Raw genomic sequence first — 23,478 nt, 5'->3', positions numbered from 1 at the left:
CGACGTCGCCCACGGCATCCCTGGACCTGCGGGTCCGCCGGGCGCCGGGGCCGTGCGGCGACGGGGCGAGGATCGAGATGCACGGTGCACGCGCGGAGAACGGGCCGTTCGAGGCGGCCAGGAAGGCGATCTGGGCGGCTGCGCCGAACGAGGTGATCGCCGTCGCGGCCGACGTCCTCGACCGGTACGCCGGCGGCGCCGACACCGAGATCCTGATGATCGACTATCGGCAGACGTTCCTCGTCCGGACGCTCACCGCCAGCGACGACGTCCCCGTGGACAACACCGCGCCGGGCCGGGCGTTCGCGTCGCAGCGGGCCGTCCGGGAGGACGCGGACGGGCTCGCCCACCTGCCGCTGACCGTGAAGGGGGAGCGGATCGGGATCCTGTCGGTGCGGCTTCCGGACGGCGGGCCGTCCTGGCTGGACGACTTCGCCGGGGTGCTCGCCCGCGCCCTCAAGATCGCCGACCAGGCCACCGACCTGTACCGGCGCGTGCGGCGGCGGACGCGGCTGACGCTGGCCGCCGAGATGCAGTGGGACATGCTGCCCGCGCCCGCCTACCGGGCGCCCGAGATCTGCTTCGCGGGGCAGCTCGAACCCGCGTACGCGGTGTGGGGCGACGCCTACGACTGGGCCGCCGCGGGCGACCGGTTCACGCTGATGGTCAGCAACGGGATGGGGTCGGGCACCGAGTCCGCGGAGCTCACCCATCTGGCGATCAGCGCGCTGCGCAACGCCCGCCGGTCCGGCGGCGACATCGCCGAGCAGGCCGAGCTCGCCGACGAGGCGGTGTTCGGACGGTACCGGGGCGAGCGGCTCGTGGACACCCTGCTGCTGGAGTTCGAGCTCGCCGGGGGGCGGGTCCGGGCCATCGACGCGGGCTCACCGGTGATCACCCGGATGCGGGGCGGCGCCACGGAGCGGATCGGGTTCGAGGCGCAGATGCCGCTCGGGATGTTCGGCGACACCCGCTACGTGCCCCAGGAGTTCGCCGTCGAGCCGGGCGACCGGCTGGTCATCGTCAGCGACGGCGTGCACGCCGCCCGGTCGCCCGGCGGCGCCCTGTACGGCGACGCCGGGCTGCCCCAGGCGATGCGCGCCACCCGGTTGCAGGATCCGCCCGAGGCCGTGCGCACCATGGTCCGGCACTACGTCGGCTTCCATGAGGGCACCGAGCCGTCCGACGACGCCGTGATCGTGTGCGTCGACTGGACGGGCCGCGACCCGGACGCCGGGCAGGACTGAGAATCCCTCGCCCGCCCCGGCCGGGTCGCCGGCGGCTCAGCCGTCCGGATCCGCGTCCGCGTCCTGTCCACCGGTGGACGGCTGGGTGGGCAGCGTCCACCGGAACGTCGTCCCGGAGGCGCCGGCTTCCGGGGCGGCGTCCCCGGCGGCGAGCCAGATGCGGCCGCCGTGGTACTCGACGATCTTCTTGCACAGGGCCAGGCCGATGCCCGTGCCGGTGTACTCCTCGCGCGAGTGCAGCCGCTGGAAGATGAGGAAGATCCGGTCGGCGTAGCGGGGTTCGATGCCGATGCCGTTGTCGGCGCAGCCGAACTCCCACTCGTCCCCCGCGCGGCGGACGTCGATGACGACGCGCGGCGGCACGCCCTCCCGGCGGAACTTGATCGCGTTGCCGACGAGGTTCTGGAACAGCTGGACCAGCTGGGTGCGGTCGCCGGGCACGTCGGGCAGCTCCGCCACGTCCACCTCGGCGCCGGTCTCCTCGCGCAGCGTGGAGAGGTTGTCCAGCGCCTGCCGGACGACGTCGTCGAGGTCGACGGAGTCCTCGGGGCGCGACGTCCGCCCGACGCGCGAGAAGCTCAGCAGGTCGTTGATCAGGGCCTGCATGCGCTTGGCGCCGTCGACGGCGAACGCGATGTACTGCCGCCCGCGGTCGTCGAGCCGGTCGTCGTACCGGCGTTCGAGCATCTGGCAGAACGAGGCGACCTTGCGCAGCGGCTCCTGCAGGTCGTGGCTGGCGACGTAGGCGAACTGCTCCAGCTCGGCGTTGGAGCGGCGCAGCTCCTCGGTCTGCTCGTCGAGGCGGCGGGACTTGTCCTCGCTGGTGCGCCACTCCTCGATGATCCGGGCGCGCATCGCGTCGATGATCGCCGCCAGCTCGTTGATCTCGGCTGGGCCGGGGACGTCGAGGCGGTGCCCGAAGTCGCCCTCGGAGACGGCGCGGACGCGGCCGGTCAGGGTCGACACCGGCGTCAGCACGGTCCGGCGGAACAGGACGGCGAGCAGCAGCGCGGCGGCGACGACCGTGGCGAGCGCGGCGAACGTGGACCACTGGGCGGTCCTCGCGCGGGAGTTCAGCTTCGCGGCGGCCCGGTCGTGCAGCGCGGTGATGCCGGCCTGGAGCGGCGTCATGTCGCCGCGCGCCTGCACGAGCAGGCGGCTCGCCTGCCGGCTCTCGCCGCGGCCGATGCCCCGGCCGCCGGGCCCGGCGGCGATCCGGTCGGCGAACCCGGTCCGCCAGGCGCGCGAGTCGGCCGTCGCCTTGGCGAGGAGCCGGTCGACCTCCCCGTGGCCGGGCACGTCGGCGAGGAGGCGGCGCATGCGCGCGGCCGACGCCGCCTCCTGGCGCACGGCGGCCCGGTACTGCTCGACGTGCTCGCGCCCGCCCTCCTCGGCGTACGCGCGGATGGCGATGTCCTGGCCGGAGACGGCGGTGGAGAGCCGGAACTGCTCCAGCGCCGCGGGGTCGACGCGCTCGATCAGGACGTCGCGGGCCTGCTCGTTGCCGTACAGCGCCATCCCGGCCTGCACGAACGCGGCCAGCAGGAGGGCGCCGAGGACGGCGGAGCCGATCCGGTAGATCTGGACGAGCCGGACCCGGCCCATCCCCCGGCCCTCGGGGATCCGCGCGCCGGGCAGCAGGGCGCCCGGCCCGGCGGCCCGCGGCCGCCCGGCCGTCCCGCCGGTCCCGGCGGACGCCGGGGCGGTCACCGGCCGTCCCCCCGGCTCAGCATCAGCAGGGCGAGGTCGTCGGACAGGACGTCCCCGTTCAGCCGTTCGGCCTCCGCGATGAGCCCGTCGACGAGCACGTCGCCGCGCCTCCCCTCCTCGTGTGCGGTCCTGGCGAGGTGCAGGAGGCCCGCCAGGTCGAGGTGCCCGCCTCCCTCGCCGGCGGACCCCTCGATCAGCCCGTCGGTGTAGAGCAGCAGCCCCCACTCGTCGCCGAGCTCCAGGTCGGCCGCGGGCCACCGGGCGCCCGGGAGCAGCCCGAGCGCCGGGCCCCGCGGCTCGTCCGGGAGGGCCTCCACGCCTCCCGGGGAGAAGAACAGCGGGCACGGGTGCCCGGCCCGGTGCACCCGGGCGGTGCGCCGGTCGGGCGCGATCGTCACCATGCAGAGGGTCGTGAAGATCTCGTCGCCCCACCGCTCGTGCTGCAGGACGGCGTCGAGGGTGTCGAGCAGGCGCGGGCCGGTGTGCCCGGCGAGGACGAGCGTCCGCCACGCCATGCGGAGCCGGACGCCGAGGGACGCCTCGTCCGCGCCGTGCCCGCTCACGTCGCCGATCACGGCGTGCACGGCGCCGTCGGCGGTCTCCACGGTGTCGTGGAAGTCGCCGCCGAGCAGCGCCCGGTCACGTCCCGGGCGGTACCGGGTGTGGTGCCGCAGCGCCCGGTCGTGCAGGATCGGCACGGGCAGCAGGCCGCGCTCCAGCCGGGCGTTCTCCCTGCTGAGCGCCCGTGCCTCGACGAGCTGCCGCTCGGACTCGTCGGCGCGCTTGCGCTCGATCGCGTAGCTGATCGCCCGGGTGAGCAGCGCGCCGTCCACGTCCTGCTTGACGAGGTAGTCCTGGGCGCCCGCGGCGACGGCGGCGACGCCGACGTGCGCGTCGGCGAGCCCGGTCAGGACGAGCACGGCGGTGGTCGGCGCGTGCTCGCGCACCTGGTGGAGGGCGTCGAGGCCCTGCGCGTCCGGGAGGGACAGGTCGACGATGACGCACTGGATGTCGGGCCGCAGCGCGGCGAGGGCCTCGGTGAGCGTGGCCGCGACGGTGATGCGCAGGCCGGGCTGCGCCTCGGTCAGCAGATCCTCGAACAGGAACGCGTCGCCGGGGTCGTCCTCGACGAGAAGGAGGTGCGGGGAACCGGCGACACCGAGGAGCCGCTCCGCACCGCGACTGGGCATCGCGGCCATGTCTCAGCTCCTTCTGTCCGGCGCGGCCGGGTCGATGTCAGGTGGGAGGCCCTTGCCATCGAGCAAATGTTAGAGGCATCGGGCGGCCGGGAGGCACGGGGAGCGGGCGAACCGCGCCCGTCCGGAGGATTCCGCCGGCCTTCCGGTAACGATGCCGCCTCCCGCACCACTACCCCGTGACATGACCCGAACGGACGGACGGAGGAGCACGCGGTGGCAGACGAGGCCCCCGATGAACAGCGCTTCACCGCGATCTACGACGAGTGCCGCCAGCGCGTGTGGGCCTACGCGGCCGCCCGCGCCGGCGGCCAGGTCGCGGACGAGGTGGTGAGCGAGACCTTCGCCGTGGCGTGGCGGCGGCTCGGCGACGTCCCGGACCCGGCGCTGCCGTGGCTGCTCGGCGTCGCGCGGAACGTGCTGCGCGACGGGCACCGTGCGCGGGTGCGCCGCGAGTCGTTCGCGGCCGAGTTCGGACGGTCGGCGCCGCGCCAGACCGGCGACGTCGCCGAGGACGTGGCGGAGCGGCTCGCGGTGCTGCGCGCGATGGCGGCGCTGCCCGAGGGGGACCGGGAGATCCTGATCCTCATCGCCTGGCAGGGGCTGACCCCGCGCGAGGCCGCCCGGGTCGTCGGCTGCTCGCCGGCGGCGCTTCGGGTGCGCCTGCACCGCGCGCGCCGCCGCCTGCTCCGCGCGGCCGAGGACGAGCAGTCGGACGCCCGCGCGGCGCCCGCCCGCCCGGACCCGCCCCACCCGCCCGCCCGGACCGACGCCAGACCGGGGTCGGGCGCGGGGGCGCAGGGGGCACGTTCGCAGGTCGGGTTCATGAAGGAGGAAACGGCATGAGCGGAGCGGACCGGGGGGTGCGGGGGGTCGTCCCCCCGCAAGGAAACGGCATGAGCGGAGCGAACCGGGGGGTGCGGGGGGTCGTCCCCCCGCAAGGAAACGGCATGAGGGATGTGATGCGGGTGTTGCGGGAAGCCAGGCCTGAGGAGATGGACCCGGGTACGCCGGTGGACGAGGGCGTGCGGCGGGACGAGCTGGCGCGGGCCATGGCGGCGCCGCGTCCGGAGGACGCGAGCGCCGCGGGCGCGCGGCGGCGGGTGCGGCCGGTCTGGGGGCTGGGGCTGGCCGGGGCGGTCGCGGCGGGGGCGGTCGCCGCGGCGGCGGTGTTCGTCGCCCCCGGCGGGGACGGCACGGAGCCGGACAGGACGGGCGGAGGCGGCGAGCGGGTGCTCGACGCGAGGACCGTCCTGCTCGCGGCGGCCGAGAAGGCGGACGGGCAGACCGAGAAGTCGGGGGCCTACTGGCACCAGGTGACGGTCTCGTCCTCCACGTACACGGTCGGCGCGGGCGGCGGCGCCTACGCCGTCGCGGTCAGGAGCAAGGCGGAGAGCTGGACGCCGGCCCGGCCCGGCGGCAAGGCGTGGGCCGCGGGGCAGGAACTGGGGGCGCGGCCCGCGACGAAGGCGGACGCGGAGGCGTGGCGGCGCGCCGGGTCGCCCGCGACGTTCAAGGTCGAGGTCCCCGTGGCGCCGGGGGCCAAGGGCCGCCTGAAGGGGCTCACGGCGAAGACCACGCCGGGTCCGCGCAGTTTCAACGGCTCCGCGCTGGTCGACGGCGACAAGGTGTTCTGGCTCGGCCGCAACGTGACCATGAAGGACCTGCGGGCGCTGCCGTCGGACCCGAAGCGGCTCAAGGCCGAGCTGCTGCGCTGGTACAAGGGCCATGACACCGAGTCGAGGCGGCCGATGTCCTCGGACCTGTGGCTCTACACCGTGGCGCGGGGCCTGGTGATGGAGATGCCGGTGAAGCCGGGGGTGCGGGCGGCCGCGTTCCGGATGCTGGCGGGGCTCCCGGCGGTGCGCTCGCTCGGGAAGGTCGCGGATCCGCAGGGACGGACGGGGAACGCCATCGGGCTGGACGAGAAGACGCCGATGGGCGTGATCCGGGACGAGATGATCATTGATCTGGCGTCGGGCAACGCGCTGGCCAGCATGAACGTGATGGTGGCGCCGACGGCCGGGGCGCGCGTCCCGGCGGGGCGGACGATGAACTCCACCACCCTGGTCGGCGCCGAATGGACGGATTCCAAGCCGCGCTGACGTCATTGCGGAAGGGGCGGTGCCGAACCGGCGCCGTCCCTTCCCGGCGTTAGTGGCCGGGTTGTGATCAAGCGCTTCTGGGAGTGCGGCGCGCGGTTTTCTGCGCGGCTCTGCGGCCCGCGGCGGCCGCCTTGGCGCGGTTCAGGCTTTCGCGGACCTTGGCGGCGCCGCGCGCCGCGGTCACGGTGTCCTTGGCGCGCCCGGCGTAAACGGCGAGCACCTCGCCGACGGGGGGAGGCTGCCATTCCTCCTTCGGCACGATCGGCAGGACGGGGAGCGGTGCGGCGGCGGAGTTTCCGGACACGGGGTTTCCAGTCACGGGGACGAGCGCGAGATGCGATTGGCAGTGCGGGCACTGCACCCCCGGATGGGTGTCTCTGCTCATAACAACAATCATTACGCGTGGGTCTGACAAAACAACCCCCCGCCTTTAGCGGGCCGCCGGGCGCTTATGTGTTGCGGGCGCCCGTGTGCGCGGCGCGGACACTCCCCGTGCGGTTGTCGTGCCGTGTCCGGTCGTCGTGGCGGACCAATGACGCGCCGCAGCACAGCAGCGCGATGATGACGGCGAGCCAGGCCACGGCGCGTCCGGCCCGCAGCCCGTATCCGCAGGTGATCCACAGAAGGTGCAGGCCGGCGCGGCGCCACGGGTCGCGCTCGCCGTGCCGCCGCATCTCCAGCGCGCTGTAGCGGAAGTCGCGGGCGAGGCGGTCGCGGTCGGAGTCGGCCGTGGCACGTGCCAGCGCCTGGTACAGCGGGCGCAGCCGGTCGTCGTCGCCGGCGCCGTCGGCGATGTCCTCGGCGAGGACGGCCCGGTCGCGGCGCCAGGGCCGCAGCCCGCGCGGGCCCGGCGCGGTCGCGAACGCGCAGTCGCCCGTGATCCGCAGCGCGTCCGGCCGCCGCAGCCCGAGGAAGCCGCAGCCGCTGAGGTCGACGTCGGCGAGCAGCAGCCGGGCGGCGTCGGCGCGGCGCAGCGAGAGGAGCCGGACGCCGGACGGGCCGGCCCCGGCGGCGGGCTCGGCGAGCCCCTGGATCGGGTGGGCCAGCGCCCGGACGGCGGCCGGGCCCTCGAACACCGCGTCCTCCAGGTCGAGTTCGGCGTGCCGGAGCCGGAAGTCGGCCTCCCCGTGGACGACCGCGCCGCGGGCGACGACCTGCCGCGCCGCCGCGTGCACCCGCAGCCCGCCGTGCACGGTCGCGTCCGACAGCGCGATCCGGCCGCCCGCCGCCAGCGGGCCGAGCCAGGCGCCGTGCCGGAACCGCGCCCGCTCGAACCGGGCGTGCCGCGCCACCTCGACGCGCTTGAACGACACGTCGCCGCGGAAGACCGCCCCCTGCATCGCCGCGTCCCGCCCGAACCGGGCGCGGTCGAAGCAGGCCGCGCCCATGAGCACGGCCCCGCGGAAGGCGGCGTCGGCGTGCCACCGCGTCTCGCCGAAGAGGGCGTCACCGGTGAACACGGCCTCCTCGAACGAGGCGTGCCGGTGGAACCGGGCCTCGTGGAAGGACGCGTTGCGCCCGAAGCGCGCTCCCCGGAACGAGACGTTGCCGAAGAACCGCGCGTCGTAGAACGACGCGCCGCCGAGGAACCGGGCGCCGTCGAAGGAGCTGTCGCCCTCGACGCAGAAGCCGCGCAGCCCCGCGTGCGCCGGGAGGACCGCCCCGTCGAACCGGGTCCGGCCGAGGTGGGGCCGCCCGTCGGGCCCGGTGACGGCGTCGAGCACCCCGTCCAGCAGCCACGGCGGGACGGTGACGCCGCGCAGGTCGAGGTCGGCGCCGGGGCGCAGCGCGCCCGTGAACCGCTCGAACTCGCGGGGGCTCAGGTGGGCGGGGCAGCCGCCCGGGCCGCCGGCGGCCCGGCCGGTGCAGCCGTCGACGGCGGTGCAGCGCGGCCAGAAGACCGTGGGCGGCGAAGCCTCGTGAGGAGTCACGGTCTTCGTTCTACCCACGCGGGGGCGCGCAGTGAAGGTCTCCCGGTGGCCAGGTCGTTGAAACCCCCCGGCCACGTTCGGCGCGGGCGGCCGGAGCGGAGTGATCTGGAGGAACCACGGGAATGATCGACGTACCGGATACCTCGGCCGAACCCGCACGTTCGACTTTCGTTAACCTAGATCAGGGAAAATTCTGGCATGACCGTCAATCCAGGACATGTTCCCCCGCAATCCGAGGCGCTGCCCGACGACCGCTTCCTCGACCGGGAGGAGAGCTGGCTGAGGTTCAACCAGCGCGTCCTGGAGCTCGCCGAGGATCCGGGCCTGCCGCTGCTCGAACGCGTCCGCTTCCTGTCGATCTTCTCCAGCAACCTCGACGAGTTCTTCATGGTCCGCGTCGCCGGGCTCGCCCGCCGGATGGCGACCGGGCTGGCCGTCCAGTCCGCGAGCGGCCGCCAGCCCCGCGAGGTGCTGGCGCGCACCGGCGTGGTCGCGCACGAGCTGATGCAGCGGCACGCGTCGTGCTTCCGCAAGGAGATCCTGCCCGCGCTCGGCGACGAGGGCATCGAACTCCTGCGCTGGGACGAGCTGGCCGAGACCGAGCAGGAGCGGATGCGGCGCCTGTTCCGCGACCGGATCTACCCCGTGCTCACCCCGCTCGTCGTCGACTCCGCGCACCCGTTCCCCTACATCTCGGGCCTGTCGCTGAACCTCGCGGTGATCGTCCGCGACCCGGAGACCGACGCCACGATGTTCGCCCGGGTGAAGGTGCCGCCGCTGCTGCCCCGCTTCATCGAGGCGTCCCCCGACCGGTTCACGCCGCTGGAGGATGTCATCGCGGCGCACCTCGGGCAGCTGTTCGTCGGAATGGAGGTCGTCGAGCACCACGCGTTCCGGGTCACCCGCAACCAGGACCTGGAGATCGACGACGACATCAGCGAGGGCCTGCTCCAGGCGCTCGAACGCGAACTGCTGCGCCGCCGGTTCGGCCCCGTCGTCCGGCTGGAGGTCGAGGAGTCGATCTCCGAGGGGGTGCTGGACCTGCTCACCTCCGAGCTCGGCGTGGACGAGGGCCAGATCTACCGCGTCGTCGGGCCGCTCGACCTCGGCGGCCTCGCCGCCATCGCCGACCTCGACCGCCCGGAGCTGAAGTACCCCCCTTTCGTCCCGTCGAAGGAGGCGCTGCCCGAGGACGCGAGCATCTTCAGCGCCATCCGTGAGCGCGACGTCCTCGTCCACCACCCCTACGACTCGTTCACCACGACCGTCCAGCGGCTGATCGAGGACGCCGCGACCGACCCGCGCGTCCTGGCGATCAAGCAGACGCTGTACCGGACGAGCGGCGACTCCCCGATCGTGGACGCGCTGATGAGCGCCGCCGAGGCCGGCAAGCAGGTCGTGGTCGTCGTCGAGCTGAAGGCCCGGTTCGACGAGCGCGCCAACATCGCCTGGGCGCGCAAGCTGGAGACCGCCGGCTGCCATGTCGTCTACGGGTTCGTCGGGTTGAAGACGCACTGCAAGCTCGCGCTGATCGTCCGGCAGGAGTCCGAGGGCCACCTGCGCCGCTACTGCCACATCGGCACCGGCAACTACCACCCGAAGACCGCGCGCCTGTACGAGGACTTCGGCCTGCTCACCGCCGACCCCGAGGTCGGCGAGGACGTCAGCGCCCTGTTCAACCACCTCACCGGCTACTCGCGGCAGAGCTCCTACCACCGGCTGCTCGTCGCCCCGAACAGCCTGCGCTCCGGGCTCGTCCAGCGGATCGAGCACGAGATCGACAACCGGCGGGCCGGGCATCCCGCCCATGTCCGGATCAAGTGCAACGCCCTGGTGGACGAGGTGATCATCGACGCGCTCTACCGGGCGTCGCGGGCCGGGGTGCCGGTGGACGTCTGGGTCCGCGGCATCTGCGCGCTGCGACCCGGCGTGCCCGGCCTGTCGGACATGATCCGGGTGCGCAGCGTCCTCGGCCGGTTCCTGGAGCACTCCCGCGTGTTCGCGTTCGAGAACGGCGGCGAGCCGGAGGTGTGGCTCGGCAGCGCCGACCTGATGCACCGCAACCTGGACCGGCGCGTCGAGGCCCTCGTCACCGTCAACGACCGGGCCCAGCGCGACGACCTGCTGGCGCTGATGGACCGGGCCATGGACGGCAGGACCCACGCCTGGGCGCTCGACGGCGAGGGCACCTGGACGCGCAGCCGGGCCGGTGCCGGTGAGACCCTCCTGGACATCCAGACCCACCTGGTGAAGAGCCGCCGGTGGAGGACGATCGATGCCTGACGTCATCAGGGCCGCGGGCGCGCTGCTGTGGCGCGACGGTCCCGAGTTCGCGCTGATCCACCGCCCCCGCCACGACGACTGGTCGTTCCCGAAGGGCAAGGTCGACCCGGGCGAGCACGTGCTGCGCGCCGCCGTGCGCGAGATCGAGGAGGAGACCGGGGTCGTCCCCCGCCTCGGACGGCGGCTGCCGACCGTCTCCTATCCGATCGGCGACCGGACCAAGCGGGTCGAGTACTGGGCCGCCCGCCCGGTCGCCGTGAGCGCGTTCACCCCCAACGAGGAGGTGGACGAGCTGGTCTGGCTTCCGGCGCGCGAGGCCGCGGCCCGGCTCAGCTACGGGCACGACGCCGACCTCCTCCGCGCGTTCCTCAAGGGCCCGCTCCACACCGCGCCGCTGGTGGTCCTGCGGCACGCGCGGGCGGGGGAGAAGACGGCGTGGCGGGAGGCCGACGAGCTGCGCCCGCTGGACGAGGCGGGCCGCGCCGAGGCGTCCGGCCTCGCCGGGCTGCTGCACTCCTACGGGCCCATGCGGACCGTCAGCTCGGCGACCGCGCGCTGCCTGGAGACCGTCCTGCCCTACGCGCGGCGCGTCCGCGTGCCCGTCGAGACGGAGGCGGCGTTCACGGTGGGCGAGACCAACCCCGACCGGGCGGTGGAGCGGCTGCTGTCCATGGCGGGCACGCCCGCGGTCGTGAGCACCCACGGCGAGATCGTCTCCGAGATCGTCGCCGGCCTCTGCCGGAAGCTGGGCGAGAAGGTCCCGGACGACACGTCCCTCGGCAAGGCCGAGTTCTGGACGGCCCACCTGGCCGACGGCGCCCTGGCCGCCCTGGAACGCCACAGGACCGCGGAGCCCTGAGGGAGACCGGGCGGGCGAAAGTCATGCCGCGGTCGGAGACCGGGTTTCGACCGTGGTCGGATGACCGGGAGACGCGCGGGGCCGAAGCTGGGCGCCATGACCTCACAGACGAAGGCCACCCCGGCGATCAGGGTCGAGGGGCTGACGAAACGGTACGGCCGCCGCACGGTGGTCGACGACCTGACCTTCACGGTCCGTCCGGGCGCGGTGACGGGCTTCTTCGGCCCGAACGGCGCGGGCAAGACCACGGCGCTGAAGGCGGTCGCGGGACTGGCGCGGCCGTCGGCGGGCACGGTGTCGGTGCTGGGCGCGCCGGTGGCCTCGATGGTGCCGGACGCGCGCAGGATCGGCGTCCACATCGAGCCCTGCGGCGCGCACCCCGCCCGGTCGGCCCGCGCCCATCTGCGGGCGCTGGCGCTGTCGGCCGGGCTGCCGCGGCGGCGCGTCGAGGAGGTCCTGGAGGTCGCCGAGCTGACGCCGGCGGCGGGCCGCCGGGTCGGCGCCTTCTCCCTCGGGATGCGGCAGCGGCTCGGCCTCGCCGCCGCGCTGCTGGGCGACCCGGAGATCCTGGTGCTGGACGAGCCCGCCAACGGGCTGGACCCGCAGGGGATCCGCTGGCTCCGCAGGATGCTGCGGGACCGGGCGGCCGGGGGCGGCACGGTGCTGCTGTCCAGCCACCTGCTCGCGGAGGCCGCGCAGACGGTCGACGACGTGGTCGTCATCGACCGTGGCAGGCTGGTGCACGAGGGACCGATCAGTGAGGTCGAGTCGCTGGAGGAGACGTTCCTCGAGCTGACCGGAGGGTTGGAGCGATGATCGGCCTGCTTCGAGGAGAACTGCTCAAGGCGATGACGACCCGGGCCGTGTGGGGATTCGCGGCCGGGGGAACGGCCTTCGCCGCACTGAACGCGGTGATGGTCGCCGTGGCGTCGGGGACACTCGACGAGGTGGCGGAGAAGAAGGAGGCGCTGTCGGGGTTCCCGGTCCTGCTGCTGCTGTGGGGACTGGTCGGCGCCGCCGGCGAGTACCGCCACCGGACCGCCGCGCCCACGGCGCTGGTCGCCCGGCGCGGCCGCGGCGCCGTCCTGGCGGTGCGGATCACGGCGTACGCGCTGACCGGTCTCGGGCTGGCGCTGCTGATCAACGCGGTCGCGGCCGGCGTGGCGCTGCCGCTGCTGGCGGACCAGCCCGGTCCTGACCTGACGTCCGGCCAGGTGGCCGAGGTCGTGGCGGGCAACGTCGCGGCGCTCGTGCTGGCGGCCGTGCTGGGCGCGGCGCTCGGTGCGCTGATCCGCAGCCCGGTCGTCGGCGCGGTGGTCCTGCTGATCCTGGCCCTGGTGGTGCAGCCCCTGGTGGGCGGGGCGTGGGAGCGGGAGGCGAACCTCTCACCGTTCGGCGCGGCGGGCATCATGACGGGAGGGACCCACGACACGACGCTGACGGTCGCGCAGGCGGGCGCGGTGTTCGCCCTCTGGACGGTGCTCGGGCTGCTGGTGGCGGTCGGGTGCGAACGACGGCGCGACCTGGCGTGAGCGTCGCGGAGCGGATCCGGGCGGTGCGGGGCCTGCGGGTCCCGCACCGCCCGGTGCTGTTCGACGTCGCGCTCGCCGTGGCGGCGACCATCGTGGAAGCGGGGCTGCTGTTCAACGACGGCACCCGGCCCGCGCCGCTGCCGATCGCGGTGGCCGTCCTGTCCGGCGCGGTGCTCCTGGCCCGCCGGCGGTTCGGGATCGCGGTGACCGCGGTGACGGTCGCGGCGGCGGCCGCGGCGGCCGAGGCCGGGTACTCGCCCGGAGGCGCGCCGGTCGTCGTCGCGCTGTGGTCGCTCGCCGAGACGCGCGACCGGCGCGTCTCGCTCGCCGTGCTGGCGCCGGTGGCGGTGTTCCTGCTCGCCGAGAGCGTCTGCGCCCCGCCGGCGCCGGTCGGGGCGTGGATGCTGGGCGCCTACATGCAGACGCGCCGCCGCTACGTCCAGGCCGTGGAGGAACGGGCCGCCACCCTCGAACGCGAACGGGAGCAGCTCGACCTGATCGCGGCGCAGCGCGAACGCGGCTCGATCGCCCGCGAACTGCACGACATCGTCGCCCATTCGGTGACGGTGATGCTGATCGGGGTCCGCGGCGCGCGCGACGTCCTGGAGACCGAACCGCGGGTGGCCGCGCGGACGCTGGAGCAGGTGGAGACCAGCGCCGAGCAGAGCCTGGCCGAACTGCGCCGGATCCTGGTCCTGCTGCGCGGGCCCCACGCGACCGGGACGCGGCCGCAGCCGTCGCTGGCGGACCTGGACGAACTGGTCGCCGGGTACCGCGCGGCGGGGCTGGAGGTCCGGCTGGAGGTCGCCGGGGAACGGCCGGCCCTGCCGAGCGGGGTGGAGCTGTCCGCCTACCGGATCATCGAGGAGGCGTTGACCAACGCGCTGAAACACGCACGGGCGACGCTGGTCACGGTGCGGTTGAACTACGGCGGAGCGGACCTGGAGGTGCGGGTGCACGACGACGGGACGGGAACCGGCCAGCCGGGCCCCGGCGGGTACGGCCTGGTGGGGATGCGGGAGCGGGTCGCGATGCTCGGCGGTGAGCTGGAGACCGGCCGGGCCCCCGGCGGCGGGTTCCGGGTCGCGGCCCGGCTGCCGGTCCGGGAGCGGGCGTGACGATCCGGGTGCTGATCGTCGACGATCAGGAACTGATCAGGATCGGGTTCCGGCTGTTCCTGCAGACCCGGCCCGGCCTGGAGGTCGTCGGCGAGGCCGCGGACGGCCGCGAGGCCCTCGCGCGGGCCGCGGAGCTGCGGCCCGACGTCGTCCTGATGGACGTCAGGATGCCGCGGATGGACGGCGTCGAGGCCACCGCCCGCCTCACCGGCGCCGACCGTCCGCCCCGCGTGCTGGTCCTCACCACCTACGACCTCGACGAGTACGTGTTCGGCGCGCTGCGCGCGGGGGCGTCGGGTTTCCTGCTGAAGGACGCGCCCCGCGAGCGGCTCCTGGAGGCGATCGACGTCGTGCACCGGGGCGAGGCGCTGCTGTCCCCGTCGATCACCCGCCGCCTGATCGAGGACTACGCCGGCCGCACCGACCCGGTCCGGCCGGCGACGGACCTGCTGGCCGCGCTGACCCCGCGCGAGCGCGAGATGCTCCTGCTCGTGGCCCAGGGCCTGTCGAACCAGGAGATCGCGGCGCGACTCGTCGTCACCGAGGCCACCGTCAAGAGCCACGTGGGCAGCGTGTTCGCCAAGCTTCACCTCCGCGACCGCGTCCAGGCCGTCGTGCTGGCGTACGAGCACGGCATCGTCGTCCCCGGCCGCCGTCCCGGCCTTCCCTGACCGTCGCCGCCCGCCGCCGCCCCTGGAGCGGAACAGGGTCTAGAACGAAGGGCCCAGCGTCCGTGACCAGGTGGTCCCCAGGAGGTCGCGGGCCCTCTCCGCCTCCGCCTGCTCCCGGCCGTAGAGGACGCCGACCGCGAAGGCGTCCGCGGTCGTGCGGGCGCGGCCGGCGGCCCGTTCGAGGTGCTCCATCGCGATCACCGCGTCCTGGTGCGCGCCGAGGACCTCCTGGATGCGCCTGGCGTCCTTGACCACCCGCTTGGCCGCCGCGCCCAGCACGGGCACCGCCAGCTCGGCCGCGTACCGGGCGCGCTTGGCCGCCTTGCGCGTCTCGTGGCGCGCGAGGTCGGGGTCGGCGGACGTCCTGATCGACGCGTAGTCCCCGGCCATCCGGTCCCAGGCCCGGGTGACGAGCGCCGGAAGTTCCTTGCGGGCCTTCTTGCCCGCCACGGCCGCCAGCGGAGGGTCGGCGACCAGCCGGTCGAGGTCGTCGAGCAGCGCGAAGTACCGCGGGTCCCTCAGGGCCGAGTTCAGGTGCCGGTACGCGGCCCGCTCGTGCCGCTCCAGGTCCTCCAGCAGGAAGGCCGGCGCCCCCGCGAACCGCATCCGCAGCACCTCCAGGTCGCGGACCTGGCCGAGGGACTGCGCCACCCACCGCAGCTCGGGCCCGAGCGGCGCGGTCCGCTCCGCGTCCAGGACGGGCCGGTAGCTGCGCAGGACGCTCCGCGTCCGGCGCACGGCCACCCGCATGCGGTGGACGGCGTCGTCCTCGCCCAGCCGCGCCCCGGGGTCGAAGCGCAGGACCGCCTCGACCTGCTCGGCGAGGTAGGCCAGCACGACCTCGCCCGTCGTGATCGCGGGGGCCTTCCCGTTGCTGGTCGCCGCCGTGATCCGCGACCGGGCCCCGGCCCGCTGCCGCGCCGCCTGCGACGGCGCGACGCCGTCCCCGAGCAGCCGCGCCAGCTTGGACGCCGACTTGGACCTCTTCGCGCCGGCCTTGCGCAGGCGCTTGCCCGCGGCCTTCAGCAGCTCCGGCGTCCCCGTGCCGAGCTCGACCTCGATCTCCCGCCACCGCTCGGGCTCGGCCTCGCGCCCGCGCCCGGTCACCAGGTCGTCGGCGACCTCCGCGAGGGCCTCCCCGTCCGCGCCGAGCAGCCGCACGACCGTCCGGCGGGTCTCCAGCGTCGCGACGGGGCGCAGCTCCGCCCCGCGCGTGTGCGCGGCGACCAGCCCGGCCAGGCGCGCGGGGACGAGCAGCGGCCGCCCGAGCGGCGCCCGGAACTCGTGCTTGCCGTCCTGCCCGGCCGGCATCTTCAGGTGCCAGCCCGCGTCCGGCCCGCCCCGCCGCCGGCGCAGCGTGATCTTGTTGGCCGCCAGGCGCAGGTCGGCGGTGTCGAAGTAGGTGGCGTGCAGCTCGCGGACCTCGGGCTCCCCGACCGACGCCACGCCCGTGAGCCCGTCGAGATCCGGCAGCACGAACCCGGCCGGGGCGTCGTACTTCTGCTCGATCTCCAGATGCCGCTCGGCCACGCGCTGCTCCTCCGGGACGGTGGACAAATCGGGGATGCACCCCCAGGTAGCCAGCATTTCACGCCAAGGTGAACACCAACAGAAGTCTTTCCGGCCCCTACGGGACCAGGACGGCCCGGCAGGCCGCGACGATCAGTTCGTCGACCCCGGGCGGCGGCGGCAGGCGGTCGAGCAGGTGGCGGCGGACGGCGCCGGAGGGGACGTCGACCATGGCGAAGACCACGCGCTCGCGGTCGACGCCGCGGCGCCGGGCGAACGCGCTCAGCGCCTCCGCGGTTCCGGCGTTCAGGGCCGCGAGGGGTTCGGCGAGTTCGGCGGGCCAGGCGGCCGCGAGGTCGCGGCGGCGGTGCAGGAGCAGGACGGCGGCCTCCGCGGGGTGCGCGCGGCACCAGCGGGGCGTGTGCAGGGCGGCCGCCTCGGCGTCGCCCGCGTCCAGGGCCGCGACGAAGCCGCCCTGGAAGCGGCGGACGCACCGGGTCCACAGGGTTGCGAGCAGCAGGTCGCGCGAACCGAAGCGGGAGCGGCATGAGGGCGTCCGAGATCGTTCGAGGCTTCTACACCGCGACCCGGGCCGCCGACGGGGCGGCGTTCCTCGCGCTCCTGCACCCGGAGTTGGAGGCGCACACGGCGCCCGGGCTGCCGTGCGGGGCGGGCGGCGTCTTCCACGGTCCCGAGGAGACCCTCGTGCGCGTGTGGGGTGCGGTCTTCGCCGAGTTCGACACGGCTCCCCATGCCGAGACCTGGCACGAGACCGATGACGGCCTTGTCGTGGTGACCGGGCGTTACCGGGGGACCGCCAGGGCCACCGGCCGTTCGCACGAGGCGGAGTTCGCGCATCTCTGGCGTGTCACCGAGGGCCGGATCTCCTGGTTGCACCAGTACACCGACACCGCCCGGTGGCGGGACGCCCTCGTCCCGTGAGGCCCGTCCGACGGGCTCAGGCGAGGTGGTACTTCATCCCCATGTGGGACGGGCGGAAGCCGATCTTCTGGTAGAAGCGGATCGCCTCGGGGCGCTGGCGGTCGGTGGTGAGCTGGACGACGCGGCAGCCGCGGGCGCGGGCCCGGTCGATGGCCCAGGTGATCATGAGCTGGCCGAGCCCGGCGCCGCGCTGCTCGGCGGCGACGCGGACGCCCTCGATCTGGGCGCGCTCGCCGCCGGTGTAGGTGAGGCCGGGGATGTAGGTGAGCTGGAGCGTGCCGGCGACCTTCCCGGCGACCTCGGCGACGACCAGGCTGTTGTTCGGATCCTTCTCGATCGCGGCGAACGCTCGGAAGTAGGCCTCCGGTATCTCCTCACCCGGTGTTTCGCGGGTGGATCCCAGGGGATCGTCGGCCAGTAGCCGGACGATCTCAGGGAGATCGCCCACCACCGCCGCGCGGAAGGTCACTTCTTGATCACTCTGCACGCCCTCCAGGCTATCGGGACGCTAAGTTGCAGCGTTCGCTCATGTCTTGTAGTACTACGATGTGTAGTACTACGCTGAGTGGAGACCCCCCGGCTCGGACGGCGGTCTCATCGCCGCGCAGGGAGAACTCAATGCACAACATCGGGTCAATGCACACCACCGAGAACGAGGAACACTGGACCGACCACGCCATCTGCCGTGGCGCGGATCCCGACCTGTTCTTCCCGATCGGCTACTCCGCGCCCGTGCTCCAGGCGCAGGAGGACGCCGCCAAGGAGATCTGCTCCAACTGCCCCGTGCGGGCCGACTGCCTCGCGTGGGCGCTGCGGGTGGGCGAGCCCGACGGCATCTGGGGCGGGACGACCCCCGAGGAGCGGCGCTACCTGCGCCGGACGGCCGACGCCCCGGCGCGGCGGCCGCTGCCGGTGATCGTGGTGCGCGGCGACGCCTCCGAGTCGGAGCACGCGTCGGCCGCCTAGCGGACCGCCCGGGCGGCCGCCGGGCCGCCCCGCCGGAGGCCACCGGCACCTTTCGACCGCCCCGCGCGTTGGGGAGGGTCAGGGACGCACAGAACTTTTACGGTGGCTGACATGAGCTTTACCCCCGACCGGCAACGTTCCGAGGGCCTGGCCAAGCACGGAGTCCGCGCCCTGGCGTCGGCGGTGCTGATCCTCGCGGTGACCGCCGCGATGTGGGTGCTGGAGGCGTTCGACTACACGACGGACGGCTGGCTCGACCGGTTCGGGATCCAGCCGCGCGACGTGAACGACCTGCCGGACATCTTCACCGCGCCGTTCATGCACGCCGGCTTCGGGCACCTGACGGCCAACACGCTCCCGTTCCTGATCCTCGGGTTCGTCGCGGCGGCGCGCGGCATCGCCAAGTTCCTCGCCGCCAGCCTGATCATCATCGTGGTCGGCGGGCTCGGGGTGTGGTTCCTCAGTTCCGCCAACACCCTCGGGTCCAGCATCCTGATCTTCGGGTTCTTCGGCTACCTGGTGGGACGCGGGGCCTTCGAGCGGCGGGTGGTCGACATCGCCATCGCGGTCGCCGTCGTCGCCGTCTACGGGACGATGCTGCTCGGCGTCCTCCCGAGCGACCCGATGATCTCGTGGCAGGGCCACCTGTTCGGGCTGCTCGGCGGCGTCCTCGCCTCGTGGTTCCTGCGCAGGGGCAGGACCGAGGCGCCGCGGGGGGCGTCCGGCTGAACGCCGCCCGATCGCCCTGGATTATGTCGCTATAAGCCCTTTTGTTGTGAATGGATGCCAATCTGGCGAATCCATTGTTTTGTGGCTGCCATGGCTCTTCTTGGTCTTCGTCGGGTATCGGTGCCTCCGAGGTGAATCACCTCGTCCACCAGGAGGAACGAGCGGGGGAGAGAAGGATGAGCGTGCGAAGAGCGATGGCCGTGGCCGCCGCGGGGACGGCCGCGGGGGCGTTCGTCATGATCGGGTCGGGGACGGCGGAGGCGCGGGCGGACACCGAGCTCTGCGAGTACTCCGTCACCGCGCGGGACGGTCTCAACGTCCACGAACTGCCCAACGTGCATTCGAAGATCGTGGGCGTCCTGAAGTTCGAGCAGAAGCCGTGGGCCGACTGCAAGAAGGAAGGGTTCACCGAGATTCGCGGCAACGTTCCCGTGCAGCTCCGGCACGGGTTCATCGACGTCAAGTTCCTGCACAGGATCCGTGTGATTCCCACCGGCGGAGTGCGGGCGGGCGCGGGCGGAACCTCCGCCGGCGCGGACTCCGCGCTCGCCGCGGCGGGCCTGGCCACGATCCTCGCCGGCGGCGGGATCGCGCTCGCGGCACGGCGGCGGACGACCGGCCCCGCCTGATCGGCACGGGGGCGGGGCGCCGAGCCCCCGCCCCCGTCACGGCTGAAGGGCGGCCGCGTCGCCGTGCTGCGGCGACGCGGCCGTCAGCCCCGCGACGGGCCCGGCCGGACGGTGACGTCCGAGACGACCGCGTCCCGAGGCGTCTCCAGTGCGGCGACGAGCACGCGCGCGACCGTGCCGGGGGCCGCGAAGTCGTCCTCGGCGTAGGGGTGGCCCTCCTGGGCGCGCACGCTGCGCTGCATCTCCGTGGCCGTCCGCCCCGGGTAGACGGTCGTGACGCGCAGGGACGGCTCCTCCGCGCGCAGCGAGTCGGCCAGCGCGCGCAGGCCGAACTTGCTCGCCGCGTAGGCCGACCATTCGGGGTTCGCACGCAGCCCGGCGGTGGAGTTGACGAACACCACGTGCCCCTCGGCGGCGCGCAGCGCTGGCAGCAGCAGCCGCGTCAGCTCGGCCGCCGACACCAGGTTGACCGACAGGTGCTCCATCCACTCGTCGGCCTCGGTGTCGGCGACCGTCCCCAGATGCACCATCCCGGCCGCGTGGACGACGCCGTCCAGCCGGGCGGGGATCCCCGCCGCCGCGAGCCGCGCCTCGATGCGGCGCGGCTCGGTCAGGTCGAGCGGGATCGTGCCGATGGACGCCGCGGGCGCCGGCGAGGCGACCGCCCCCGGGTTGATGACCTGCGTGGCCGCGTGCGCGCCTCCGCGCAGCGTCGCGGCGAGCTTGTCCAGGCGCTCGGCGGAGCGGCCGGCGAGAAGGAGGTCGTGGCCGCGCTCGCGCAGCAGCTCCGCCACCGCCGTGCCGATGCCGCCCGTCGCCCCCGTGATCAGATACGTGCCCATGGCGTCCCATTCTCGTCGATCCCCTACCCCGGATGGACGTCCGGGGCGCCGCCCGGGTTCGGTCCCGCCCCGGGCGCGTCCGCGCCTCAGTTCGGGCGCAGCACCCGCGTCGCGCCGGCGATCAGCGCCGTCACCAGCACCCACCCCGTCGCGACCAGCCCGTACGCCACCCAGCGCGACCAGTTCACCGCGTCGTAGGACAGCTGCTGCCCGAACGTGTCGAGCGGGATCAGCAGGTCCAGCGTGTAGATCAGCGCGTGGAAGGAGGGCAGCTCGTCCGGCGGCTTGACCGCGCGGGGGTGCTCGATCGAGAACACCGTCGTCCCGACGGCCAGCAGCGCGGCGAACCACGCGAACGCCAGCCAGGGCCGGTAGCCGAACCCCACCGTCCAGTCGAGCACGTGGTTCCACGCCCCCGGGACCGGGTGCAGCCCGCGGCGGCGCGCCCGCAGCTTGGCGAGCTGGACCTTCCGGGCCAGGTCGTCGTGGCCGATGCTGTGGTACCAGCCGGCGAGCTGCTCGTACGGCTGGAGGTGGAACTCCGGGTCCCGCGACACCCAGCTGAGCCGCTCCTTGAACTCGGCGCCGCGCAGCGTCTGGTACGTCATGCCGTTCAGGTACAGCTCGTCCGGCCAGATGTCCGGGTGGTCCATGACCAGGTCGATCCTGGAGTACGACAGCGACACCCGGCCCTTGATCCGCTCCTGCGGCCACAGCAGCAGCTCGTCGACCTGCATGTGGCTGGCGTGCAGGGCCATCCGGCCGGGGTCGGAGGAGTCCAGGCTGCCCCGGGCGAACGACAGGATGCCGTTGACGCGGGCGCTGCGCAGGCGGATGGTGCCGAACGTGCTGAACCCGTGGCTCAGCTCGGCGGTGTCCTCGACGACCATGTTCTGCGCGTCCAGGGCGATGCGACCGGGGTTGGCGAGCCTGGTGCGCTCCATGAACAGCCCGCCGTTCATCCGCGCGCCCACGAACCGCACCCCGCCGGTGATCTCGGCGTCCCGGATGAAGGCCCCGGCGTCCACGACGAGGGCGCCGCCGGAGACCGCCCACTTCTCCGGCGCGGACGCGGTGACCCGCGTCCCGTTCATCCGCAGGCCGCCGAGGATCTGCGCCCGCGGCAGCCGGACCTCCCCCTCGATCTCCGAGCCGGACAGGCTGAGGAAGCCGTCCACGCGCAGGCCGCCGCCGTCGAAGCCGGGCATCCGGCAGCCGGAGAACCGGAGCTGGCGCGTCTCGGCGTTGGCGAGCAGCGGCTCCTCGACGAGCCGGCAGTCCTCCAGGAGCAGCTCGGCCTCGACGCGGCCGCCCGCGACGTCCAGCCGTCCCGTGACGTAGGCGCCGCGGAGCCGGACGGCCGCGACCGCGCCGGGACGCGGCTCGCGCTCCCCGAGCAGCAGCCGGGTGATGATCTCGGCGCGGACGATGCGGTCGGGCAGGGGCCCGGCCGGGCGGTCGTCGCCGAGGACGACGGTCGATCCGTTGGGGAACGCCGTCCAGAGGCGCCGTTCCGCGTCGTTCAGTCCGGGAGGCTGGGGCACGGGATCCCTTTCTACGCGGAGATCCCCTCCGCGATCAAGATCGCGGAGGGGATCTCCATGGGCGGCCGGACGGCCGGGCGGCCGTCAGAAGAAGCCCCTGCGGCTCCCGGCCTCCCGCAGGAAGCCGTCGAGCTGCTGCTCCCAGTCGGTGTGCTCCACGGTCGCGTAGTCGACCGTGAACCGGCTGAACGCGTCGTGGCCCTCCGTGAACACCCCGCCGCGCTTGTCGAGCTCCAGCACGACCTCCATCGACTGCGGGTAGGACACGAACGTCACTTCGAGCTGCTTGATGCCCCGCGCGTACTGCCCCGGCGGGTAGAACTCGATCTCCTGGTAGAAGGGCAGCTCCTGGTGGACGCCCCAGATGCGGCCCTTCTCGCAGTCGGCGTTGCGGAACTGGAAGCCGAGGTTGGAGAACGCCACGAGGAGGCGCTCCTGCGCGGGCAGCGGGTGGACGGCGATCGGGTCGAGGTCGCCCGGGTCGAGCGCCCCCGCGACCTCCAGCTCCGTCGCGATCCCGACGGTCGTGCCGTGCAGCGGGCGCCCGTACATGTGGGTGAGCGGCGCCTCCCACGGGATCGGGAACTGGAACGGGATGCTGTGCCGCGCGCCCTCCTGCAGGCTGAACCCGCCCGCCACCGGCATCTTGGCGTACTCCAGGTTGGAGGTGTACTCGTTGTCGCCGGACTCGACCTCGACCTTGGTGCGCAGGGCGAGGTTCACCGCCTTGATGTCGGAGTTGTGCTGCCCTCCGATGATGGCGATCTCGCCGGTGACGACCCCGCCGGGCGTCGTGTTCGGGTCGTGCAGAACCGTCTCGATCGAGGGGCCGCCGATGCCCATCGCCTGACGCAGCTTCTTGAAGACCAAGGTCCGTCCTCCCGTGTTCGAGCGACTCCCCGCGCTCTCGTCCCATAGACGCTGTTACGGGAGATTACGTTCCGGGGAACTCGGCTGACCTGCGCGGGCGGTGGCCGTTCCCGGCCGTTCGGCCGGGAACGCCCGATCCGCCGGTCAGTGACCGCCTCCGGCGAGGTTCAGGCCGACGACTCCGAGCACGATGAACGCGAGCGCGACGACGCGGGTCACGGAGACCTCGTCGCCCATGAAGAGCATGCCGAGCACCGCCGTCCCGACGGCCCCGATGCCGACCCACACGGCGTAGGCGGTGCCGACCTCCAGATGCTTGAGGGCGACGGTGAGCAGCCCGAAGGACGCCACGGCGAACACGAGGAATCCCGCCGACTCCAGCGGCTGGGTGAAGCCCTTGCTGCCCTTCAGGCACAGGGCCATGGCGACCTCGAAGAGGCCGGCGACGATGACGAGGATCCAGGCCATGGTGGCACTCCCGGATGACGAGACGACTGCTGTCACGCGCCGTCTTCGCGTTCCGGGTACGGCGCACCTCGTCCGGGAGAAGCCCGCCTGAGCGTGGCCCTCGTCATCGTCAACGGCCCGGGAACGGGCGATGTTCCCCCGCGCCGGGAATGGCCCCGGCCCCGCACGCATCGCCGACGTGCGCTTGCCGCGGCCGCCTGTTGCGGGTCGGCCGGCTCGGCGGACGGCTCTCCATGAGCCTCCTCATCCTCTGGGGCCCGCGCAGGTTAGGCCTACGCGGACGATCGGACGAGGAGCTCCGCCGCGGTAGCCGCGGTGAACGACTTC

General features: G+C 73.8%; 24 protein-coding genes and 1 riboswitch. Of the genes, 14 read left to right on the top strand and 10 right to left on the bottom strand.

Features of this window, described 5'->3' with window-relative positions:
* Nucleotides 1–77 precede the first annotated feature (77 nt).
* Complete coding sequence (locus tag ACQEU6_RS27195) at nt 78–1,247, top strand: PP2C family protein-serine/threonine phosphatase (protein ID WP_499335878.1); 1,170 nt, start codon at nt 78–80, stop codon at nt 1,245–1,247.
* Nucleotides 1,248–1,283: 36 nt separating this feature from the next.
* Here the strand turns inward: ACQEU6_RS27195 and ACQEU6_RS27190 are convergent, their stop codons facing one another.
* Together ACQEU6_RS27190 and ACQEU6_RS27185 are read right to left on the bottom strand one after the other, a co-directional pair.
* A complete protein-coding gene (locus tag ACQEU6_RS27190) occupies nt 1,284–2,957 on the bottom strand; it encodes a sensor histidine kinase (protein WP_499335877.1) in 1,674 nt (557 codons plus the stop codon).
* Complete coding sequence (locus ACQEU6_RS27185) at nt 2,954–4,156, bottom strand: PP2C family protein-serine/threonine phosphatase (RefSeq protein WP_499335876.1); 1,203 nt, start codon at nt 4,154–4,156, stop codon at nt 2,954–2,956. The genes ACQEU6_RS27190 and ACQEU6_RS27185 overlap by 4 nt, the downstream gene beginning before the upstream one ends.
* Before the next feature lie 213 nt (nt 4,157–4,369).
* On the opposite strand from ACQEU6_RS27185, the gene ACQEU6_RS27180 reads away from it, so the two are divergent.
* Nucleotides 4,370–4,999, top strand: a complete 630-nt coding sequence (locus ACQEU6_RS27180) for an RNA polymerase sigma factor (protein ID WP_499335875.1) — start codon at nt 4,370–4,372, stop codon at nt 4,997–4,999.
* A 104-nt stretch (nt 5,000–5,103) separates the two neighbouring features.
* Nucleotides 5,104–6,258 (top strand): CU044_5270 family protein, encoded by a 1,155-nt coding sequence (locus tag ACQEU6_RS27175; RefSeq protein WP_499335874.1) that lies wholly within the window; start codon nt 5,104–5,106, stop codon nt 6,256–6,258.
* Nucleotides 6,259–6,325: 67 nt separating this feature from the next.
* Here ACQEU6_RS27175 and ACQEU6_RS27170 read toward each other — a convergent pair whose 3' ends face one another.
* Nucleotides 6,326–6,562: a hypothetical protein gene (locus tag ACQEU6_RS27170; RefSeq protein WP_499335873.1), complete on the bottom strand. Its 237-nt coding sequence runs from the start codon at nt 6,560–6,562 to the stop codon at nt 6,326–6,328.
* A gap of 145 nt (nt 6,563–6,707) precedes the next feature.
* The gene (locus ACQEU6_RS27165) at nt 6,708–8,189 is read right to left on the bottom strand and encodes a pentapeptide repeat-containing protein (RefSeq protein WP_499335872.1); all 1,482 of its coding nucleotides are present in this window, start codon (nt 8,187–8,189) and stop codon (nt 6,708–6,710) included.
* Nucleotides 8,190–8,387: 198 nt separating this feature from the next.
* Here ACQEU6_RS27165 and ACQEU6_RS27160 point away from each other — a divergent pair, with 198 nt between their 5' ends.
* From ACQEU6_RS27160 to ACQEU6_RS27135, 6 genes are all read left to right on the top strand, one after another.
* On the top strand, nt 8,388–10,472 hold the full coding sequence (locus tag ACQEU6_RS27160) for an RNA degradosome polyphosphate kinase (RefSeq protein ID WP_499335871.1): 2,085 nt from the start codon (nt 8,388–8,390) through the stop codon (nt 10,470–10,472).
* Nucleotides 10,465–11,331 (top strand): NUDIX domain-containing protein, encoded by an 867-nt coding sequence (locus tag ACQEU6_RS27155; protein WP_499335870.1) that lies wholly within the window; start codon nt 10,465–10,467, stop codon nt 11,329–11,331. The genes ACQEU6_RS27160 and ACQEU6_RS27155 overlap by 8 nt, the downstream gene beginning before the upstream one ends.
* A 96-nt stretch (nt 11,332–11,427) precedes the next feature.
* Entirely contained in the window at nt 11,428–12,147 is a 720-nt protein-coding gene (locus tag ACQEU6_RS27150; RefSeq protein ID WP_499335869.1) for an ABC transporter ATP-binding protein, read from the top strand.
* The gene (locus tag ACQEU6_RS27145; protein ID WP_499335868.1) at nt 12,144–12,863 is read left to right on the top strand and encodes a hypothetical protein; all 720 of its coding nucleotides are present in this window, start codon (nt 12,144–12,146) and stop codon (nt 12,861–12,863) included. The genes ACQEU6_RS27150 and ACQEU6_RS27145 overlap by 4 nt, the downstream gene beginning before the upstream one ends.
* The gene (locus ACQEU6_RS27140; RefSeq protein WP_499335866.1) at nt 12,860–13,981 is read left to right on the top strand and encodes a sensor histidine kinase; all 1,122 of its coding nucleotides are present in this window, start codon (nt 12,860–12,862) and stop codon (nt 13,979–13,981) included. Before ACQEU6_RS27145 ends, ACQEU6_RS27140 begins: the two co-directional genes overlap by 4 nt.
* Nucleotides 13,978–14,652: a response regulator gene (locus ACQEU6_RS27135; RefSeq protein ID WP_499335865.1), complete on the top strand. Its 675-nt coding sequence runs from the start codon at nt 13,978–13,980 to the stop codon at nt 14,650–14,652. The genes ACQEU6_RS27140 and ACQEU6_RS27135 overlap by 4 nt, the downstream gene beginning before the upstream one ends.
* A gap of 39 nt (nt 14,653–14,691) precedes the next feature.
* On the opposite strand, the gene ACQEU6_RS27130 is transcribed toward ACQEU6_RS27135, so the two are convergent.
* Nucleotides 14,692–16,182 carry a CYTH and CHAD domain-containing protein gene (locus ACQEU6_RS27130; protein WP_499335864.1) on the bottom strand — a complete coding sequence of 497 codons (1,491 nt, stop codon included), beginning with the start codon at nt 16,180–16,182 and terminating at the stop codon, nt 14,692–14,694.
* A gap of 34 nt (nt 16,183–16,216) precedes the next feature.
* Between ACQEU6_RS27130 and ACQEU6_RS27125 the strand changes: the two genes are divergently transcribed.
* Nucleotides 16,217–16,711 (top strand): hypothetical protein, encoded by a 495-nt coding sequence (locus ACQEU6_RS27125; protein WP_499335863.1) that lies wholly within the window; start codon nt 16,217–16,219, stop codon nt 16,709–16,711.
* A complete protein-coding gene (locus ACQEU6_RS27120) occupies nt 16,708–17,103 on the top strand; it encodes a nuclear transport factor 2 family protein (RefSeq protein WP_499335862.1) in 396 nt (131 codons plus the stop codon). The genes ACQEU6_RS27125 and ACQEU6_RS27120 overlap by 4 nt, the downstream gene beginning before the upstream one ends.
* 16 nt (nt 17,104–17,119) lie before the next feature.
* Here ACQEU6_RS27120 and ACQEU6_RS27115 read toward each other — a convergent pair whose 3' ends face one another.
* Nucleotides 17,120–17,572 carry a GNAT family N-acetyltransferase gene (locus tag ACQEU6_RS27115; RefSeq protein WP_499340357.1) on the bottom strand — a complete coding sequence of 151 codons (453 nt, stop codon included), beginning with the start codon at nt 17,570–17,572 and terminating at the stop codon, nt 17,120–17,122.
* A gap of 167 nt (nt 17,573–17,739) precedes the next feature.
* On the opposite strand from ACQEU6_RS27115, the gene ACQEU6_RS27110 reads away from it, so the two are divergent.
* The 3 genes from ACQEU6_RS27110 to ACQEU6_RS27100 all read left to right on the top strand — a co-directional run bounded on the left by ACQEU6_RS27110 (nt 17,740) and on the right by ACQEU6_RS27100 (nt 19,427).
* Complete coding sequence (locus ACQEU6_RS27110; RefSeq protein ID WP_499335861.1) at nt 17,740–18,069, top strand: WhiB family transcriptional regulator; 330 nt, start codon at nt 17,740–17,742, stop codon at nt 18,067–18,069.
* Between the two features lie 111 nt (nt 18,070–18,180).
* A complete protein-coding gene (locus tag ACQEU6_RS27105) occupies nt 18,181–18,798 on the top strand; it encodes a rhomboid family intramembrane serine protease (RefSeq protein ID WP_499335860.1) in 618 nt (205 codons plus the stop codon).
* A 176-nt stretch (nt 18,799–18,974) separates the two neighbouring features.
* Complete coding sequence (locus ACQEU6_RS27100; protein ID WP_499335859.1) at nt 18,975–19,427, top strand: hypothetical protein; 453 nt, start codon at nt 18,975–18,977, stop codon at nt 19,425–19,427.
* Nucleotides 19,428–19,510: 83 nt separating this feature from the next.
* On the opposite strand, the gene ACQEU6_RS27095 is transcribed toward ACQEU6_RS27100, so the two are convergent.
* The 4 genes from ACQEU6_RS27095 to ACQEU6_RS27080 form a co-directional block, all read right to left on the bottom strand.
* The gene (locus ACQEU6_RS27095; RefSeq protein WP_499335858.1) at nt 19,511–20,269 is read right to left on the bottom strand and encodes an SDR family oxidoreductase; all 759 of its coding nucleotides are present in this window, start codon (nt 20,267–20,269) and stop codon (nt 19,511–19,513) included.
* Nucleotides 20,270–20,355: 86 nt separating this feature from the next.
* Entirely contained in the window at nt 20,356–21,813 is a 1,458-nt protein-coding gene (locus ACQEU6_RS27090; RefSeq protein ID WP_499335857.1) for a hypothetical protein, read from the bottom strand.
* Between the two features lie 84 nt (nt 21,814–21,897).
* Nucleotides 21,898–22,683 carry a sporulation protein gene (locus ACQEU6_RS27085; protein ID WP_499335856.1) on the bottom strand — a complete coding sequence of 262 codons (786 nt, stop codon included), beginning with the start codon at nt 22,681–22,683 and terminating at the stop codon, nt 21,898–21,900.
* Nucleotides 22,684–22,827: 144 nt separating this feature from the next.
* Entirely contained in the window at nt 22,828–23,151 is a 324-nt protein-coding gene (locus tag ACQEU6_RS27080; protein ID WP_499335855.1) for a DMT family transporter, read from the bottom strand.
* 33 nt (nt 23,152–23,184) lie between these two features.
* Nucleotides 23,185–23,249, bottom strand: a riboswitch (guanidine-III (ykkC-III) riboswitch).
* Nucleotides 23,250–23,478: the final 229 nt, after the last annotated feature.

Origin of the sequence: Spirillospora sp. CA-108201, from assembly GCF_050936235.1 — a bacterium.
In the GTDB taxonomy this organism is placed as follows: Bacteria; Actinomycetota; Actinomycetes; order Streptosporangiales; family Streptosporangiaceae; genus Spirillospora.
The sequence above is the reverse complement of the archived record's forward strand: the minus strand, read 5'-3'. Positions and strand labels throughout refer to the sequence as shown.